The sequence below is a fragment of the Nodosilinea nodulosa PCC 7104 genome (assembly GCF_000309385.1).
Taxonomy (GTDB): domain Bacteria; phylum Cyanobacteriota; class Cyanobacteriia; order Phormidesmidales; family Phormidesmidaceae; genus Nodosilinea; species Nodosilinea nodulosa.
This window is the reverse complement of record NZ_JH976537.1, coordinates 4,813,136-4,831,137: the sequence shown is the minus strand read 5'-3', so window position 1 is coordinate 4,831,137 and position 18,002 is coordinate 4,813,136. Positions and strand designations below refer to the sequence as shown.

The following is an 18,002-nucleotide window of genomic DNA, read 5'->3' as shown; positions in this document are numbered from 1 at the left end:
CAAGCATGCAGTACACCCCTCTGTGAGGTATGGCAGGTCATAGCAAGTGGGCCAACATCAAGCGCCAAAAGGCCCGTGTGGATGCGGTCAAGGGCAAAATCTTCGCCAAGATGTCGCGGGAGATCATTGTGTCGGCGCGTATGGGCGGCGACCCGGCGGGCAACTTTCAGCTGCGCACGGCCATCGATAAGGCCAAGGCGGCGGGGGTGCCCAACGACAATATCGATCGCGCGATCGCCAAAGGGTCCGGCAATCTCAGTGCCGACAATAGCTTCGAGGCCATCCGCTACGAGGGCTATGGCCCCGGCGGCATCGCCGTGCTGATTGAGGCGCTGACCGACAACCGCAACCGCACCGCCGCCGACCTCCGCGCCGCCTTCAGCAAGAGCAGCGGCAACCTGGGCGAAACCGGCTGCGTCGGCTGGATGTTTGAACAAAAGGGGGTGGTCACTATTCTCCACCCCGGCGACGAAGAAACGCTGCTGGAAGCCGCCCTGGAGGCTGGGGCCGAAACCTACGAACTGACCACGGTGCTGGGTCGCCGCGACGAAGACATTCCCGCCGCCGAGCTATTCTGCGCCCCCGCCGATCTAGAAACCCTCGACACCAGCCTCAAGGCCCAGGGGCTAACCGTCCACCAGGCAGAGCTGCGCTGGCTGCCCAACAACACCGTTCTGGTGGATGACCCCGACCAGGCCCGCCTGCTGGTCAAACTCATGGACGCCCTCGAAGACCTCGACGATGTGCAGTCGGTCACCGCCAATTTCGATATTGCGGAGGAGCTGATGGATGCGATCGCGGCTTAGGAGAGCGAGAGTAGGTTGAGCCACTACCCAGCAGATGAAGAAAGCGATCGACCAGCGCTCAAGACAATAATTCTAGGAAGCTAGAGATGAAGGTGGGCAATGCCCACTCTACCCAGCTGAACGTCACTGACAGACCCGTTTGCAGAACAGACGTTTAAACCTATGATCTACTATTCCTTTCCGTTGGGTCCAGGGCGGCGGAACGGCCCTGGTCGTGGGGGTCTGGGGGCAGCGAAATGCACCCAGCGGCAGGTCTGGCTATTCTTCCCAGTTATGCGCCGCCGTCATCCAACTAAATCATCCCCACGTCGTCCTCAAACCCTGGATTAAGCATAAATATCTTGCTTAGGCGAATAACCGTTCGCTCCCACCACAGGAATGGTTTCCGCTAAAAACCTTCAAGCGTAGAAAAAGTAGCGATTTCGGGGATCGCCTCCCAACCTGCGCCCTATCCCACCCTGCGGAAACCTCAAAAACCCTATAGATTAGAGAAATAGGGAACCCTAAGGAAAAAGGCGAGGACACCCACATGCGGGTATTGTTAATGACCGGCAAAGGCGGCGTAGGCAAAACCTCCGTCGCGGCAGCCACGGGCCTGCGCTGCGCAGAACTGGGCTACAAAACCCTGGTGCTCAGCACCGACCCGGCCCACTCCCTGGCCGACAGCTTTGACATGGAGCTGGGCCACGACCCTCGCCTGGTGCAGCCCAACCTGTGGGGAGCCGAGCTAGACGCCCTGATGGAGCTAGAGGGCAACTGGGGCGCGGTGAAGCGCTACATCACCGACGTCCTCCAGGCCCGAGGCCTGGAGGGCATCGAGGCCGAGGAACTGGCCATTCTGCCCGGCATGGATGAGATCTTTAGCCTGGTGCGCATGAAGCGCCACCACGACGAAGGCGAGTATGACGTGCTGATCATCGACTCCGCCCCCACCGGCACCGCCCTGCGCCTGCTCAGCCTGCCGGAGGTGGCGGGCTGGTACATGCGCAAGCTCTACAAGCCGTTCCAGGCGGTTTCTGAGGTGCTGCGGCCCCTGGTGCAGCCCTTCTTTCGCCCCGTGGCGGGCTTCAACCTGCCCACCAAAGAGGTGATGGACGCCCCCTACGAGTTCTACGAGCAGCTGATTGAGCTGGAGAAGGTGCTCACCGATGCCGGCACCACTTCGGTGCGCCTGGTCACCAACCCCGAAAAGATGGTGATCAAAGAATCGCTGCGCGCCCACGCCTACCTCAGCCTCTACAACGTCGGCACCGACCTGGTGATCGCCAACCGGATTATCCCCAACGAGGTGCAGGACCCGTTCTTCCAGCGCATGAAGGACAAGCAGCAGCAGTACAAGCAAGAAATTCACGAGAACTTTCACCCGCTGCCGGTGAAGGAGGTGCCCCTGTTCGCCGAAGAGCTGTGCGGCCTGGAGGCGCTGCACCGCCTCAAAGACACTCTTTACGCCGACGAAGACCCGGCCCAGGTCTACTACAAAGAAACCACCCTGCGCGTCGTGCAGGAGGAGGGCAACTACAGCCTGGAACTCTACCTGCCCGGCATCGCCAAAGACAAGGTAGAGCTGAGCAAGTCTGCCGATGAGCTGAATATTCGCATCGGCAACCACCGCCGCAACCTGGTGCTGCCCCAGGCGTTGGCGGCCCTCCAGCCGTCGGGAGCCAAAATGGAGGACGACTACCTCAAGATTCGCTTCTCTAGCGCAGCTTAGGGAATGGACCTATGAGATGCAGGGGTAGGGCGGACAAAGCAGCGATCGCCCGCATCATAGGAGCGAAGTTGTGGCGATTGGTCAAACTCCGTCTCCTTATACCCCAGCCTTGTCAGGAGTCGAATGCTCCTATGGTTTGCTGGATGTACCGCTGCCCACCAAAGCGTTTGGGGAACAGCAGCGGCGAGATAGTCGTGCCACCAGAGCATCGCTTCAAAGGCTAAACCTTTTCCCCACCAGGCTTCACCCAACAGATACGCCACTTCACCCCACTCGCCGTACCCTGTTGCCTCAAGGCGACCAATTGGCAAAAACGGAGGGGTCTTTAGACGTACGGCCATATTGAACCATCGTTCGTTAGGGGCGGTTAAATCTGAGGGTCCCCTGGCACGAATAGCGTATTCTTCCCTAAGTGCTTCTAGGGTTGGCGGATCTCCAGTCGGATCGATAAAGGCAAGAACAGAGGATGTGGTCAGAATTAAGAAAAGTTCGTCAGCATGGGCAGCGGTGAGCGGCTCAAAATTAGGTTCTTACTCTGCATCAGGGACATTTTCTGTTTCTTTTGCCCGCCGTCTCATACTAGATTCTACTTGCCACTCCCAATCAGGGATATTTTCAGGCCTCTAGCTTGCCGCCGACGAAGGGGGTGCCCCAGGCCACCCAGTTCTCTTTGTTAAAGGGCGATCGCCAGCGCTGAATTAGCTCTAGTTCCAGGGTTTGGCGGGCCTTGCGATCGCGCTCAGCAAAGGGCCAAAAGCCAATATTTACCGCCACCGCCAGCCCATGGGCGCGGTGGGCCTCCACGTAGCTGAGAATGTAGCGCTTGCAGTCGTGTACCCCCTTCCAGCGCTGGTTTGACTTCACGGTTTCGCCCACATACAGCAGCACCGCCGCCTCGTGATCGACCACAAAGTAGAGGGCGGGCACCCCCGACTCCTGAAACTGCCCGCGCCAGAACTCGGCATTGCGGGGCGGCAGCGCAAAGGGGTCGAGGGTGCTGGCAGGGGAGGATTCGGCCAGTTCAAACAGGGTGCCCTGGGCCACCGGGGGGGCCGATCTCACCGCCGCCTGGTACTGGGCCACCCGCTGCTTCCAGCTCTGGAGTTCGTCAGCGGCCATAGCCGACCCCACCGGGCGGTTGTAAGCCCAGGACACATCCGCCGCCCGCAGGTCGGCCTCGGAGAGCAGCGAGGGCTGATAGTCTGACGCCATAAAGTCTACCCCTAGCGGTTTTGGCTTCCCATCATAGGGCAAAACCCCCAGAGCTAGCGTTGGAGGTTTTGCTAGAGCCGCGATCGCAGGCTATTCGGCCCAATATCCTCTACCTTGTAGCCCTCGGGGTAGGTGCGGATGGGCTGATCGACAAAGAAATCGGGCGTGGTGCGGGGCGGCAGGCGGCGCAGCAGGCGACTGCGGGCCTTGAGGACGGCCCCTGCAAACCGCTGCACCGCTACCGGAGTGGGCTGCCAGCCCAGGGCAGTGAGCAGGGGCGGATCGAGCAGGCAGGGCAGGCCCCAGTTCACCACCGAGCGGGCCGAGGCCGGAAACCACGACAGCAGCATGTGGCGGGTGGCATCGGCGACCCGCTGGTTGGTGGCGGCGAAGGTAAAGTGCTCGGCCTCAAACTCGCGGTTGAACTGCTCGAAAGCCTCGTAGGTGGAGGGAATGTTGTGGATGCCCATGCGATCGCCAATTGCCCGCCAGAAGTAGTAGCAGGCCAGCCGCTCCTGCTGGCAAAAGGGCCGCCAGCCAAAGCGATCGCACCAGCGAATCGGCTCATACACAAAGGTTGAGAGCACGTAGAGGTAGTCGGCGTTGCCGATGGCGTAGTGCTGGTGAATGCGGTTCATGCGCTGAAGAAACGCCTCGCCTCGGGGGCTGTCATAGCCGTGTTTGAGCACCTCCGATACCACAATGCCGGTGTCGTCGTAGCGCTTTTGGGCGTGGTGGCGAAACTCCCCCGTTTGATCGAGCAGGGCCGACACGCTGGGAATGCAGAAGGTGCGCAGCAGGGCGACCTCCAGGGCGCGGGTGACATCCCACGGAAACTCGTAGCCCGCCAGCAGGCAGCAAATCTCCTGGTGGTCGCGCTCCGGGTCGAGGCCCTGAATGCGGCGTAGGGTGGCGTAGCGATCCATGGGAGTGGATGGGTGGGCGAGTGGATGGGTGGATGGGTGGGCGGGTGAATGGGTGCTGGTCCCTGAGCGGAGTCGTTCGCGTTAGCGTCTCCCGTAGGGAGAAAGGGGGGATTTAGTATTCGATGCCGGGCTGGGCTTTGACGCCCTGCTCGCGGAAAGGATGCTTGACCAGGGTCATTTCGGTGACCAGGTCGGCGCGATCGATTAGCGCCTGGGGTGCACCCCGCCCGGTGAGTATGACGTGGGTCATGGCGGGTTTTTCGGCCAGCCCCGCCAGCACCTGCTCTACGGAGATAAAGCCGTGCTTGAGGGCAATATTGACCTCGTCGAGCAGAATGGTTCTGTACTCGGGGTTGCGAATGTAGCTGAGGGCGGTGTCCCAGGCGGCCTGGGCGGTGCGGGTGTCGCGATCGCGATCCTGCGTATCCCAGGTAAAGCCCTCGCCCATGGCGTGGAAGGTGAGCTGATCGGGCCACTGCGCCAGCACCGCCTTTTCCGCCGGTTCCCACGCGCCTTTGATAAATTGCACAATGGCGACCTTGTAGCCGTGGCCCAGGGAGCGCAGCACCATGCCCAAAGCGGCGGTGGTTTTGCCCTTGCCGTTGCCCGTGTTGACAATCACCAGCCCCTTTTCGACGGTGCGATCGGCGATGCGCTGCTGCTGCACCTCCTGCCGCCGCTGCATTTTGCGGCGGTACTGATCTTCAGAAAGACCTGTCGCCTCTGACTCCTGGTTGAGGGCAGCGGCAGCCGCGTCTAGGGTGTCGGCGGTGTCAGTGGGTTGAGTCATGGGCGGTAGGTAAAGTACGAGAAAATCAAAAATTCTGCGGCTGCAAGCCTGTTGCAGCACCCTAACATCTTAGCGATGTAAGCGAGTCAGTTTTGCCCCGTGAATTATCAGCCCGTCGGCTAGAGCGGCTGATTGGCCTCAACCTTGGCCTGCGCCCCAGGCCGTAGCGCCGCGCAGAAACCCGGCGGCTGAGGTCTCGGTGCTCAATGCCTCCAGCAGGTGCTAAAATAGTTCAGCCTAAGGGCATGTAGCTCAGTGGATAGAGCACTAGATTCCGGTTCTAGCGGTCGCAGGTTCGAATCCTGCCATGCTCGTTGCTTATGTGGCAAGGGATTCGCCCCCGTGGACGCTGGCCTGGTGTGGGATGACCCGATGCCAAAAACCCGCAGATGGTTTGTGGCCAATCACAGCGGCCTTTGGCGCACTGAAGAAGCATTTCCGGTATTGGATGAGGGTTAACGCCATCACGATCAGTCAGATGGGTGCATAGATACCAATGGACCCACTCCCCTGAACCCGCAGTCTTTAAGTCTGATTAAGTTCTCAGGGGAGGAGAAAAACCGCCTCGCTATGCTGGCACCATAAGGGGGCAAAAGTGACTGGATCAATCTAAGCAATCTATGAGTAATTTTGATGATACGGCTGAAATTACGACGAGTCAGGCACTCAGACAGGCTTACGCAGCTGGCAAGCGAAACTTTGAAGGGATTAGATTGAGTGGTTTAAACCTCACTGGCTTAGATTTGAAAGGAGCCGATCTGAGCCATTCAGACCTGAGCGAATCTGACCTGAGCGAGACTAACTTACGGGGGGCCGACCTCAGCTACGCCGACCTGCATGACACCAATTTAACCAGGGCTGATCTACGCGGCGCTTCGTTAATAGGTGCTGATTTGCGCGACGCTATTTTGGCCGAAACCGATCTTCGGGGTGCCGACTATGACCCTCAGGCAACCCGCTTTCCAAAACATTTCGACCCAACCTCGTCTGCCATGCAAAGCGATCGCTAATCGACAATTGACTGGTTTCACGGGTGCGCTGTAGACGACCATCGCGAGACATTCACGCAAACAGCGATCGCCCGATCTGCCTGACTGGGAAAGCAGGGGGGATGCGGGTGATTTTAGGCCTAGGGCAGCGGATGGGGCGGTAGCCCACTTGGCCAAGAGGGGCTACCGGGCAATACTTAACTAAGCCAATTAAGCTGGCTGGTCACGTGGTCAGCAGGGGTTGCAAGCAGGGGACGGGTACTATATCTAGGCATGAGGCCCCCTCTATATCGCCCTGGGTTGGTTTGTCTTCAAGCGTTGCAAAGACAAGATGACTGAAGTTTTAGCGGTTTTAATTGTTGACGATGCCGAAGTCGATGCGCTGCTGACCGTTGAGGTTCTGCGCAGAGATGGCCTAGAGGTGACCTGGGAGCGGGTGCAAACCGCCGCAGATCTGGGCCACAGGCTCTCCAGCCGCTGCTGGGATGCGATTCTTTTTACCCCTGATCTGCTGGAATTTGATGCCCCCATGGCGCTGGCCATCGTGCGTGAGCAGGGGTTAGATATACCCTTTATCGTCGTCTCGGCCTCCCTTAGCGACCAGCAGGCTGTGGCCCTGATTACAGCCGGTGTCCAAGACTACATTACAAAAGACCGTCTGGTCCGCCTGCCCGAGATCGTGCGGCGGGAGGTGCGGCAAGCTCGCCGCCGAGCTAAGCGGCGGCAGGCCGAGCAGGCGCTACAGGGCAGCGAGGCCCGGTTCCAAAGGCTGGTGGAGACCCAGCCGGGCACCTTCTACACGGCGGTGCAGCGGGCCAGCGGCGATCGCGCTATTACCTATCTAAGCAGCACTGGGGCCAGCCTCTTCGAAGTTTCCACCGAGGCGGCCCTGGCCGACTGTGGCACGATCGCCGCCCTGTGGCATCCGGAGGATAGGGAAGCGGTAGAGGCAGCTATTGCCCACAGCGCCGCCACCCTCACCCCCCTGCACCACGAGTGGCGCATCGTTACCCCCACGGGTAAGCTCAAATGGATACAGGTTCACGGCCAGCCGGAGCCACGTCCCAACGGCGATGTGCAGTGGTTGGGCGTGATGCTGGAGGTGACCAGCCGCAGACAGGCCGAGCTAACGGTCATCCGTCAGCGCGACCTCTGCCGCCTGATGGTGGAGGTGACCCGTCGTTTTGTGGAGGTGGGGGCCGCCCAGTTTGACATTGAGGTGATCCGCGCTCTAAGGCAAATCGGAGCCTACATTCAGGCCGACCACGGCTACGTGGTGGCGCTGCCTGCCGCCAATACCCCAGGCGCCACGCAAGTCACCCACCAGTGGTGCCGTCCCGGCGGTCCCGCAGCGCACCCAATGCCTGCGGCCATTCCGGCAGCGGCGTTTCCCGAGGCCAGGGCGGCGCTGCGGCGGCGAGAGGCGATCGACGTGGCCCAGGTGGAGGCTCTGCCCGCCGCCTGGGCCACCGATCGCGCCAGCTGGCAGCGGTTTAATGTCGAGGCGGTACTGGCTGTTCCGCTCATTCAAAAAACTTGCGTGGTGGGTTGCGTGGGGTTTCTCACCTATGGTCGGTCCGCCGGGTGGGATGAAAATACCCAGCAGACCTTACAGGTGCTGGCCCAGACCATTGCCTCCGCTCAAAATCGGCTTCAGGCCGAGCGCCTGCTGGCCCAGCGTGAAGCCCAGAGCTGGGCCATACTCTCGGTCATGCCCGATCTGCTCATTCGGGTGGGGGCCGATGGCCAATACCGCGGCGTGCTGAGCCAAAACCACCCGCTGGATATTGTCTCTCCCTCCCAGAGCCGGGTGGGCCGCTACGTGGCCGAGGTGCTGCCCGCCGAGGCGGCTGAGCGCAAGATGAAGGCCATTCACCAGGCCCTGGAAACCCACGAGATGCAGACCTACGAGCAGCAGCTGGTGAGGGGCGATCGCCTCCAGGACGAGGAGCTGCGGGTGGTGCGCTGCGGTGACGACGAGGTGCTGTTTTTGATTCGCGACATCAGCGATCGCAAGCGCAGCGAAGCCGAGCGCCAGCGCACCAAGCTAGCCCTCCAGCAGAGTGAAGCCCACCAGCGGGCGCTGATCGAGGCCCTGCCCGATCTGCTAGCGCGGTTGAGCAAAGATGGCATCTACCTGGAGTTTGTCAGCAGCCCCACGTTTCATGTGGTGGGCAATTTGTCAGAGTTGGTCGGCACCCATGTGAGCGAGTCGCTGCCCCCGGTGGCGGCCCAGCAGCGACTCGACGCGATCGCCCTGGCCCTGAGCACTCAAACCATCCAGTTCTATGAGCAAGATCTGTCCACGGCAGAAAAAATGCAGATTGAAGAAGTGCGGATAGTGCCCTACCGGGACGATGAGGTGCTGGCCCTGGTGCGGGACATCAGCGATCAGAAAGCGGCGCTGCAGGAACGCGACCGGGCCGAACGTCAGCTCCAGGAACTCAACCAATCGCTGGAGCGGCAGGTGGCCGAGCGCACCGCTGCCCTAGAGGAGCGCGAAGTGCGCTACCGGGGCCTGATGGAGGGGGCTAGTGATGCCATCCTGGTGGCCGATATGGAGGGCCATATTCTGGAGGTAAATCGGCGAACGGAGGAGCTGTTTGGCCATTCCCGCGATCAATTGACCCAGATGCACCAATCCCAGCTGCATCCACCAGAACACCGGGCAGATCTGATTGCCCTCTTTCGCGAGTCGATTGATTCCCCCCATTTTCAGGCCTTTAACATTCCCATTCTGCGCGCCGATGGCCGACGAATTCCGGTGGATATTACCGCGACCACGATCGATCTGGGGACGGGGCAGGTGGTGCAGGGTATTTTTCGCGACGTCAGCGAAAGGGCGCGGCTCGACGCCGAACGCCAGCGGATTGAAGCCGAAAACCAGCGTCTGCGCGATCGCCTGGGCTTTTTGCTCGACTCCAGCCCCGCCGTCATCTACAGCCTTGAACCCAGCGGCAGCTACAGACCCACGTTTATCAGCCAAAACCTGATGGATGTTTTGGGCTATGAGTCGGAGGCGTTTATTGCCAACTACACCGATTGGCGTGAGTACTGCCATCCTGACGAGGTTGACAGCGTTTGGGCCAGCATTTCGGCCATTGTCGAGCGGGGCTCCTACGCTATAGAGTATCGCTTTCGGCATCGAGATGGCCATTACCTGTGGGTGCAGGATGAGGCCCGACTGGTCTACGACCCCGACGGTCAACCCCAGGAAATCATTGGCTACCTGGCGGATATCACCGATCGCAAGTGCGCCGAGGAGAAGCTGCGGCAAACCAACGCCGAACTCATCCGCGCCACCCGCCTCAAGGACGAGTTTCTCGCCAACATGAGCCACGAGCTGCGCACCCCGCTCAACGCCATTTTGGGCATGACCGAAGGCCTGCAAGAGCAGGTGTTTGGCGCCGTCAATGAGCGCCAGCTCAAGGCCCTCACCACCGTCGAAACCAGCGCCACCCACCTGCTGGCGCTGATCAACGACATTCTCGATGTGGCCAAAATTGAGTCGGGCCAGCTCACCCTAAACCTGACTTCCACCGCGATCGTTCCTCTATGCCAGTCGAGCCTGGCCTTTGTGCAGCAGCAGGCCTACAAAAAACGCATTCAGCTGATGGGGGAGCTGCCTTCCCATCTGCCTAACGTGATGCTCGATGAGCGGCGCGTGCGCCAAATTTTGATCAACCTGCTCACCAACGCAGTCAAATTTACTCCCGAGGGGGGCTGCGTCAGCCTGACAGCCACCCCGGAGCTGCGCCAGGACGGCGACAAAATTCAGGCCATGATGCGCTTTAGCGTCAAAGATACAGGCATTGGAATTTCTCCCAGCGATCGGCAAAAACTGTTTCAGCCCTTTACTCAGATCGACAGCGCCCTCAACCGCCAGTATGAAGGTACGGGGCTGGGCCTCACTCTGGTGAAGCAGATTACCGAGCTGCACGGCGGCCAGGTGGGGCTGACCAGTGAGATCGGCGTCGGCAGCTGCTTTACCATCGACCTGCCCTACGAGCTGAGCACAGGGCCACGGACCGCCAGCCCGGCCACCGCCGCCAGCGCCCCGCCCCCGGCGGGCGCTGGCCAGCAACCCCTCATTCTGCTGGTCGAAGACCAGGAAGCAACGCTCAGCACCATGGTCAACTACCTGACCGCTAAGGGGTATCGCCTGCGGGTGGCCCGCCATGGCGAAGCGGCCCTGGCCCTGGCCGAAACCCCCGCTCTGATCGTAATCAGTATTCCCATGGCGGGGGTAGACGGGCCGGAGATAATTGGCCGCCTTCGCGATACCCCACACCTGGCCAATCGACCGATTATTGCGCTGGCGGCGGCGGGCGATCGCGATCGCTGTCTAGCCGCCGGAGCTACCCAGCACCTGGGCAAACCACCCAAGCTCAAGCAGCTGGCCGCCCAAATTCAGGAACTGCTCAACCCCCTCGAGCAGTTCACCCCTTAATTTACACTCCGTAATTCACCCCTGGGCCTGAACCATCTGCCTCCGGCTCGACCGCTGATCTTGTAGCACCACTGGTCAACACCAAAGGATAGCTGCGGCCACTGCGCCGGTCAGGGAAGCTGCCAAATGTAAAAACCGAGTCGCCACCGGCCTTGCCGTCGCCAATCTTGAAGCGCTGGCCTAGTTTTCCAATTTCAAAGGCGGTGGCTGCACCGAAGTTTTGTTAACTTTGACTTCCTCAAAAATACCTGTAGCCTTCGTCGTGTTAGTTAGGACACTGAGAGACGTTGAGAACCTTCAAACGTTCGAACGCTGGCGCTGAGAAATGCCCTAACCTACCCGTTGGCTGCCATATAGAACACAAAAACCGTATTATCACGCAGGGGCTAAAATTAATTTTTTGAAGGTAAAAAATCCCCTGTGAAATTACGTAACTTCGCCTATTTATTTAGCTTTTGTTCCGGTTTCTCTCAACTTCTCAAGAGAGATGAATATATACCCAACCTGGTTTAGGTTCAGACATTTTCTCGCCGATGGCAATCTGCACCTGGGCTAAGAGGAGGGCAAATAAACGTCTGCTTCAGGTGTATTCAGTCCTCTGGGGGGACTATGGCAAAACGATCGCTTAAAGCTTCTCAAAATGGAATTGCTCAGGCTAAACGAGCCTTTGAGCTAAAAGGATGGACTCAGGAATATCTGTCTGCCGAGGTGGGATTACAGACCCGGCAGCCGATCTGGAAGTTCTTTTCGGGTCGCCCGGTAGAGCGCCATATCTTTATTGATATCTGCTTTACCCTCGATCTCGATTGGGAAGATATTGTCGATCGCGCCGCGTTTGGCTCCAGTACCCCCAGTCCTGGGTCTGCCGATTCAGGAGGCAGCGATCTGGAGGGCGAAGATGACCTGGCGGTAGTGCGATCGCACCTGGTCGCCCAAACCCAGGCCCAGTGCCAGCTGCTAGAGCTGCCCCTCGACCTGCACCAGCCCATCACCCTGGCACAAATTTATACCGACGCCTACGTGCGCCCCTACCAGCGGCTGGGGCAACCCTCAAACACGCCCAAGCTCCCGGCCAGGGCGGCGATCGCACCCCACTCTCGGGTGCTGGTGATGGGGGGGCCTGGGGCGGGCAAAACCACCCTGCTCCAGCAGCTGGCCCTGGACATTGGCGACGGGCATTTAAGGGCCGAAAACCAGCCCTACCTGCCCGTTTTTCTGCGCCTGCGGCAGCTGGCCCTGGTGCCTGCCGCCGAACTGAACGTGCAGCAGTACCTGAACCAGCGCTGGTTAGCCTCTGGCCTCACCCCAACCCAAATTGAGGCGCTGTGGCAGCGGCACCAGCTCTGGCTGCTGCTGGATGGCTGGGACGAGCTGCCCACGCCGCAGCATCGACTGGTGACGCAGCAGATCCAGGCACTGCTAGACACCTATCCCGGGCTGCGGGTAATCCTATCGGGGCGCAGCGGTGGCTCTATGCCCCAGCTCAATGGCTTAGTCACCCTAGAGCTGGCCGAGTTTGCTCCCGCCCAAATTGAGCAATTTGTGCAGCGGTGGTTTGCCGCCAACCGACCAGGGCAAGGGCCAAAGCAGGGACCAGAGCAGGCCCAAACCTGCCTGGAGGCGCTGCACCACCCCGACAACGATCGCCTGCGGGAAATGGCTCTGACCCCAATTTTGCTGCACCTGATGTGTCTGGTCTTTCACAGCTCGGGGCAGTTTCCCAACCAGCGCAGCAAGCTGTATCAGCAGGCCCTCGATCTGCTGCTGGGCCAGTGGGATCAGCAGCGGGGCATCAGCCGCAGCCAGCCGCTGCAGCAGCTCTCTAGCGTAGATCTGCTGGGCATTCTCTGCGAGGTGGCGGCCCGCAGCTTCGAGCAGGGCAGCGTTCTGCTCGACGAGGCCGAACTCCTCGGCCTGATCGCCCGCGCCCTGGCCCAGCGAGACACCCAGGCGACCACCCCGGAGCGGCGCTGGGCCGACAGCAAAGCCGTCCTGCAAGTTTTGATCGAGCACTACGGCATGCTCACCGAGCGGGAGCTGGGCAGCTATGCCTTTGTTCACCTGAGTTTTCAGGAGTATCTTACGGCCCGCCGCTGGGCGCTGATCGCCCTGGCGGGGCAGAGCGACTGGACCGCCCTGGCGGCCCACCTGCCCGAGACCCGCTGGCGGGAGGTGATTGTGCTGACGGTGGAAATGGCACCCCAGGCGGAAACGCTGTGGGCATCGCTCTGGCAGCAGAGCCAGGGCTATGTGTCGGCCCATCCCGAACTGCGCCCTCTGCTCGACTGGGCGCAAACTCAAGCCGAGCGATCGGCCACGCACCACCACCTGGCCGCTCTGCGCGGCTTTTATCTGGGCCTACGCCTAAACCACGGGTTCGATTTAGCCCTGGCGCTCGATGCCCAGTTGGGCATTGACCTACCTGCTTCGCTGGCCTTCGATCAGGCGCTGACTCGGCTGCTGCACCGGGGCCAGCGGTGGCTGAGCGACCCCACGCTGCAGGCGGGCTTTGACCTGGTGTTTGCGATGGATCTGCACCAGCGGTTTGCACTGACGGAGGGCTTTGCCCACGACCTGCAACGGCTGCAAGGGCAGTTGTTCGATGCCCTGGAAGACCCGACGGCGCTGGCGGGCTGGTGCGAAACCTCAGGGGCAGACTGGCTGCGATCGCTCAGTCACACCATTGCCACCCACCGCCAATGGGATACCACCCTGGTCGATCTATCGCCCTGCCCGTCCTTGGAGACCTACTACCAAATGCAGCGGCTGCTGGTCGACTGCCTGCGCCACAATCGCACCCTAGACGCCGCTACGGTGCGCACCTTTGAACAGGGTTTGTTGCTCCCCGAGGTGCAGTATGAAACCGTCTAGCCCCATGGGATTTCTCAACCTGGTGTCTACCACAGCCCTGCGGCTGTACCAGGCTGAAAGTGTGGATGAAATCCTCCAAAACACCGTGCAGGACGTGCAAAGACTGCTGGAAACCGACCGGGTGGTGATCTACCAGCTGAACTCCGAAAGCCAAGCCAGGGCCATGGCGATTGCCGCTAAGCCAGGCCTGCCGCCGCTGCCCGACGGTTCGATCAACCTCACCCCCTGCCTAAAGCAGTGGTTAGCCGAGGCCACCCTGCAAGAGGTGCGGGCCATTGACAATCTGGCCGATAGCGATCTCACCCCCTGCGAGCAAACCATGCTGGCGGCGCTGGGCATCCAAGCCAGCCTGCTGATTCCGATTTACATTAGCTCTGACTGGCAGCGGTCTTTTCAGTGGGAAGACGATGCCACCGAGAATCATGAAATTTGGGGCTTCTTGGTGGCCCAGCAGAGCCACCCCCGCCACTGGAGTCCGCTGGAGGAGGCGTTTCTGCGCCAGCTCACCCAGCATCTGTTCCACGCCATTCAGCAGGTGCAGCTGCGGCAGTTTTCAGACCGACTGATCGAGAGCGCCGTCGACGGCATCATTGCCCTCGATACCAACTACCGCTACCAGGTTTGGAATGGGCCAATGGAAAAGCTCTCAGGGCTCCCTCGCAGTAAAGCGATCGGGCAAGTGGCCTGGGAGGTTTTTCCCTTTCTCAAGGACACAGGGGAGGACAAACTGATCGCCATGGCCATGGCCGGGCAGTCGGTGGTGGCTCAAAATCGGGCCTTTGTGGTGCCAGAAACCGGGCGTAAAGGCTTCTTTGAAGCGCGCTACAGTCCACTGATTGGCCCATCTGGCAACATCCTAGGCTGTCTGGGGCAGGTGCGCGACATTACCGAGCAAAAGCTCGCCGACTATCAGCTGCGGGCCACTACCTCGCGGCTGACAACGCTAATCCAAAATCTCCAAACCGGTATTTTAGTTGAGGACGAGCGTCGCCACATTATTTTAGCCAACCCAACCTTCTGTAAAATTTTTGGCCTACCTCTGTCGCCTGAAGCCCTGAGAGGGCCAGACTGTGAACAACTGCTAAGGCAAGCTGCGTCTCTGTTTCGCGATCCGGCGGCCGTAGTAAAGGGTATTCACCAGGTGCTGGAGCGGCGTCAACTCGTAGTTGGCGAAGAGCTTGAGCTGGCGGATGGCCGCACCCTAGAGCGAGACTACATCCCTATCTTTATTGACCAGGACTATCAAGGGCACCTCTGGAAGTACCGCGACATTACCCAGCAAAAGCAGGCGCTGCAGCAGATTGAAGCTGCGATGCGAACGGCAGAAGCGGCCAACCGGGCCAAGTCAAACTTCGTGGCCACCATGAGCCATGAGATTCGCACCCCGCTCAACGCCATTATTGGCCTCACTGAGCTGCTGCGGCTGACGCCTCTAGATGGCGAGCAGCAAGACTTTGTGGATACGATTCACAACAGCGGTTCGATGCTGCTGTCGCTGATCAATGACATTCTCGATTTTTCTAAAATTGAGGCCGAAAAGCTAGAGCTGGAGCGCCGGGCCTTCAGCCTGCACCGCTGTGTCCACGATGTGGTCAACCTGATCACGCCCATGGCCCAGGAAAAGGGGCTGGTGGTGCGATCGCACATTGCCGCCGATGTGCCAGAGCGCGTGGTTGGCGACGTAACGCGCCTGCGGCAGGTGCTCTTAAACCTGGTCAACAACGGCGTCAAATTTACCCAAAAAGGCAGCGTCACCCTGGCGGTGAGCCTGAAGCAGTCCTTTGCTGAGGCCCACACCGTAGAGCTTCACTTTGCCGTCAAAGACACCGGCATTGGGATTCCTGACGAAAGCCGAGACGCTCTGTTCAAAGCCTTTAGCCAGCTCGATGCCTCCGTGGCCCGGCGCTACGGCGGCAGCGGGCTGGGGCTGGCCATCTGCAAAAACCTGGTAGAAGCCATGGGCGGACAGATTGGGGTGGATACCCAACTCAGCGTCGGCACGACGTTTTACTTCACCATTCAAGTCCCTGTGATTCCTGGCCGGGGGGGCCACGATGCCGCCCCGTTTGAGGCAGATAATATCACCCGGCTAACGGCTGAGGCTGTGATGCCCCAGGCCCTGGCCCCCCAGCTGCCCCTGCGCATTTTGGTGGTGGACGACCTGGCCGTCAACCAAAAAGTAGCCACCAAAATGCTCCAATGGCTGGGCTATGAGCCCGACTGTGCGGCCAGCGGCATCGATGCCATTGACCTGATTCAACAGCGCCCCTACGACCTGGTGTTGATGGATGTTCAAATGCCGGGGATGGACGGCTACCAAACCACCGAAGCTATTCGTCAACTGCCCCAGATCAGCCCAGAGCGTCCCTGGATTGTGGCGATGACGGCCCACTCTAACCTGGACGTTCAGCAACAGTGTCGGCAGGCCGGCATGAACGATTTTCTGAGCAAGCCCATCGTGCTGACATCCCTAGCGGATTGCCTGGTGCGCTACGGCCAAACCCAGGGCTACCAGCCGTCGGGCTGGGCCGCTCTGCCGGAGCCGCCCAGTCCTCAGCCAATTGACCATTCTCTGCCACCGCTGCTAGATCCAGACATGCTCAACGCCATCCGCGATATGGCCGGGGCCGACGCCGATGCCCTGGTGGCTGAACTGGTCGACAACTACCGAGAAGATGCCACCCAAAGCCTCAGGCAGCTGCGCCAGGCGATTTGCCAGCAGAATGGCGATCAGATTCGGCAGCAGGCCCACGCCCTGCGATCGATGAGTCTGAATTTGGGTGCCCTCTCCCTGGGAACCCTCTGCCAAAACCTGGAGCTGCGCTACGCCCAAATGTCGGCGGCAGACCACCAGGCCGCCCTGGCCGACATTGAGCAAACCTTCAGTGAGGTAATGTCGGCCCTCCAGTCCCTTATGGCCAGCCCAATCCATGCCAACTGCCAGAATTGATGCAAACGATGCCCAGCCTTCGGTGCTGATCGTAGACGACGAGCGCAATCTGCGGCGGCTGCTGGCCCACGCCATGACCACCGAAGGCTACCGGGTTGAAACCGCCAGCAATGGCGAGGCCTGCCTGGGCTTTTGCCAGCAGCGCCTGCCCGACCTGATTTTGATGGATGCCCTGATGCCCGAGATGGATGGCTTTACCTGCTGCGAGGCGCTGCAAACGCGCTACGGCGATCGCTGTCCCCCGGTGCTAATTATCACCGCCCTGGCCGATACTCCCTCGGTGGAGCGGGCCTTTGCGGTGGGAGCGATCGACTATGTCACCAAGCCCGTCCACTGGGCCGTATTGCGCCAGCGGGTGCGGAGACTGCTGCAAACCCACCTAGTCAACCAGGAGCTGCTTCAGGCCCGCCGAACAATTGAGAACTTACAGGCGACCCTGAAGCATCCGCAGGGGTGATGGGTTAGCGGGGCGATCGCATCTCGATCAGCCGAATCGACAGAATTAGCTCGGCCACAATGCGCTGAAAGGCGTAGTGCCAGCCCGCCCAGCCGTCGAGAACGCCGCCCTTGAAAATCAGGCAGTAGACCAGAATGATCGGGGCCGAGAGGCCCGGCACGCGGCGAATGCGATCGCTCCAGCCCAGCTTTTCTGACGGGCTCTCCAGCTGCTTTTGCACCTCCAGCAGGGCGTAGCGATCCTGCGCCCACAGCCAGCGGTTCAGCGACTTGCGATCGTCGTGCAAAATCGGCGATCGGAGGCTGGCCACCGGCCCCTGGCAGCGCAGCAGCTGGGTGTGGCCATCATCGATGTAGGTGGCGCGATCGCGCCGAAACAGGGCGATGCGCGGCGGCAAAATCGTGCCTCGCAGCGGCCGACCAAACACGCAGTACTGAAACGGAATCGAGTAGCCAGCGATCGCGTCAGCGGGGTTCAGCATTGTAAATTCCTCCACCAGGGCATCGCTGAGGCCATAGTCGGCATCCAGCGACAGCACCCAGGGGGTTTCTACCAGAGACAGACCATAGTTCCACTGGGTGGCGTGGGTGTCGAACTGGCGCTGATACACCTCTACCTGGGGATAGTGGGACAGAATATCCAGGGTTTCATCGGTGCTGAAGCTGTCGATGACCACGATGCGATTGGCCCAGGTGAGGCGTTGCAGGGTGCGGCCAATGTTGGCCGCCTCGTTGTAGGTGAGGATGACTGGCGTGATGGCGGCCAGCATGGGGTGGGTGGTTGGGGTGGGGAGGGGTTGGGCGAGCATGGTAAGTGATGGGGTGATGGGTAAGGGGTGAT

The 18,002-nt window shown here is 60.4% G+C and carries 11 protein-coding genes, 1 tRNA gene and 1 pseudogene; 8 read left to right on the top strand and 5 right to left on the bottom strand.

From position 1 onward, the window contains the following. Positions 1-29: 29 nt before the first annotated feature. Positions 30-806, top strand: coding sequence for a YebC/PmpR family DNA-binding transcriptional regulator (locus tag LEPTO7104_RS0122355; RefSeq protein ID WP_017300821.1), 777 nt, complete (start codon positions 30-32; stop codon positions 804-806). 529 nt (positions 807-1,335) lie between these two features. After that, positions 1,336-2,517: a TRC40/GET3/ArsA family transport-energizing ATPase gene (locus LEPTO7104_RS0122350; RefSeq protein ID WP_017300820.1), complete on the top strand. Its 1,182-nt coding sequence runs from the start codon at positions 1,336-1,338 to the stop codon at positions 2,515-2,517. On the opposite strand, the pseudogene LEPTO7104_RS43720 reads toward LEPTO7104_RS0122350, so the two are convergent. The 4 genes and pseudogenes from LEPTO7104_RS43720 to cobO form a co-directional block, all read right to left on the bottom strand. Then, positions 2,514-3,026, bottom strand: a pseudogene (locus LEPTO7104_RS43720) (GNAT family N-acetyltransferase); the annotation flags it as partial. The gene LEPTO7104_RS0122350 and the pseudogene LEPTO7104_RS43720 sit on opposite strands and share 4 nt — an antisense overlap. 106 nt (positions 3,027-3,132) lie before the next feature. Next, the gene (locus LEPTO7104_RS0122345; RefSeq protein ID WP_026072980.1) at positions 3,133-3,729 is read right to left on the bottom strand and encodes a hypothetical protein; all 597 of its coding nucleotides are present in this window, start codon (positions 3,727-3,729) and stop codon (positions 3,133-3,135) included. Between the two features lie 71 nt (positions 3,730-3,800). Continuing rightward, on the bottom strand, positions 3,801-4,655 hold the full coding sequence (locus LEPTO7104_RS0122340) for an oxygenase MpaB family protein (RefSeq protein WP_017300818.1): 855 nt from the start codon (positions 4,653-4,655) through the stop codon (positions 3,801-3,803). A gap of 112 nt (positions 4,656-4,767) precedes the next feature. Further along, positions 4,768-5,445 carry a cob(I)yrinic acid a,c-diamide adenosyltransferase gene (gene cobO, locus LEPTO7104_RS0122335; protein WP_017300817.1) on the bottom strand — a complete coding sequence of 226 codons (678 nt, stop codon included), beginning with the start codon at positions 5,443-5,445 and terminating at the stop codon, positions 4,768-4,770. A 241-nt stretch (positions 5,446-5,686) separates the two neighbouring features. Between cobO and LEPTO7104_RS0122330 the strand changes: the two genes are divergently transcribed. From LEPTO7104_RS0122330 to LEPTO7104_RS0122305, 6 genes are all read left to right on the top strand, one after another. Next, positions 5,687-5,759: transfer RNA gene (locus tag LEPTO7104_RS0122330), tRNA-Arg, on the top strand. Positions 5,760-6,065: 306 nt separating this feature from the next. After that, positions 6,066-6,455 (top strand): Alr5209 family pentapeptide repeat protein, encoded by a 390-nt coding sequence (locus LEPTO7104_RS0122325; protein ID WP_026072979.1) that lies wholly within the window; start codon positions 6,066-6,068, stop codon positions 6,453-6,455. Positions 6,456-6,765: 310 nt separating this feature from the next. Continuing rightward, entirely contained in the window at positions 6,766-10,884 is a 4,119-nt protein-coding gene (locus tag LEPTO7104_RS37250; RefSeq protein WP_017300815.1) for a PAS domain S-box protein, read from the top strand. A gap of 609 nt (positions 10,885-11,493) precedes the next feature. Continuing rightward, positions 11,494-13,755, top strand: coding sequence for an NACHT domain-containing protein (locus LEPTO7104_RS0122315; protein ID WP_017300814.1), 2,262 nt, complete (start codon positions 11,494-11,496; stop codon positions 13,753-13,755). Beyond that, positions 13,742-16,705 (top strand): ATP-binding protein, encoded by a 2,964-nt coding sequence (locus LEPTO7104_RS37245; RefSeq protein WP_083887114.1) that lies wholly within the window; start codon positions 13,742-13,744, stop codon positions 16,703-16,705. Before LEPTO7104_RS0122315 ends, LEPTO7104_RS37245 begins: the two co-directional genes overlap by 14 nt. Next, positions 16,686-17,162: a response regulator gene (locus LEPTO7104_RS0122305; RefSeq protein ID WP_017300812.1), complete on the top strand. Its 477-nt coding sequence runs from the start codon at positions 16,686-16,688 to the stop codon at positions 17,160-17,162. Before LEPTO7104_RS37245 ends, LEPTO7104_RS0122305 begins: the two co-directional genes overlap by 20 nt. A 4-nt stretch (positions 17,163-17,166) precedes the next feature. Here the strand turns inward: LEPTO7104_RS0122305 and LEPTO7104_RS0122300 are convergent, their stop codons facing one another. After that, entirely contained in the window at positions 17,167-17,931 is a 765-nt protein-coding gene (locus tag LEPTO7104_RS0122300; protein WP_026072978.1) for a glycosyltransferase family 2 protein, read from the bottom strand. Positions 17,932-18,002: the final 71 nt, after the last annotated feature.

What these genes read in the sequence shown, in the direction of transcription:
- LEPTO7104_RS0122355 (WP_017300821.1), top strand. Translation starts at nt 30, where the DNA reads ATGGCAGGTCATAGCAAGTGGGCCAACATCAAGCGCCAAAAGGCCCGT.
- LEPTO7104_RS0122350 (WP_017300820.1), top strand. Translation starts at nt 1,336, where the DNA reads ATGCGGGTATTGTTAATGACCGGCAAAGGCGGCGTAGGCAAAACCTCC.
- LEPTO7104_RS0122345 (WP_026072980.1), bottom strand. Translation starts at nt 3,729, where the DNA reads ATGGCGTCAGACTATCAGCCCTCGCTGCTCTCCGAGGCCGACCTGCGG.
- LEPTO7104_RS0122340 (WP_017300818.1), bottom strand. Translation starts at nt 4,655, where the DNA reads ATGGATCGCTACGCCACCCTACGCCGCATTCAGGGCCTCGACCCGGAG.
- cobO (WP_017300817.1), bottom strand. Translation starts at nt 5,445, where the DNA reads ATGACTCAACCCACTGACACCGCCGACACCCTAGACGCGGCTGCCGCT.
- LEPTO7104_RS0122325 (WP_026072979.1), top strand. Translation starts at nt 6,066, where the DNA reads ATGAGTAATTTTGATGATACGGCTGAAATTACGACGAGTCAGGCACTC.
- LEPTO7104_RS37250 (WP_017300815.1), top strand. Translation starts at nt 6,766, where the DNA reads ATGACTGAAGTTTTAGCGGTTTTAATTGTTGACGATGCCGAAGTCGAT.
- LEPTO7104_RS0122315 (WP_017300814.1), top strand. Translation starts at nt 11,494, where the DNA reads ATGGCAAAACGATCGCTTAAAGCTTCTCAAAATGGAATTGCTCAGGCT.
- LEPTO7104_RS37245 (WP_083887114.1), top strand. Translation starts at nt 13,742, where the DNA reads ATGAAACCGTCTAGCCCCATGGGATTTCTCAACCTGGTGTCTACCACA.
- LEPTO7104_RS0122305 (WP_017300812.1), top strand. Translation starts at nt 16,686, where the DNA reads ATGCCAACTGCCAGAATTGATGCAAACGATGCCCAGCCTTCGGTGCTG.
- LEPTO7104_RS0122300 (WP_026072978.1), bottom strand. Translation starts at nt 17,931, where the DNA reads ATGCTGGCCGCCATCACGCCAGTCATCCTCACCTACAACGAGGCGGCC.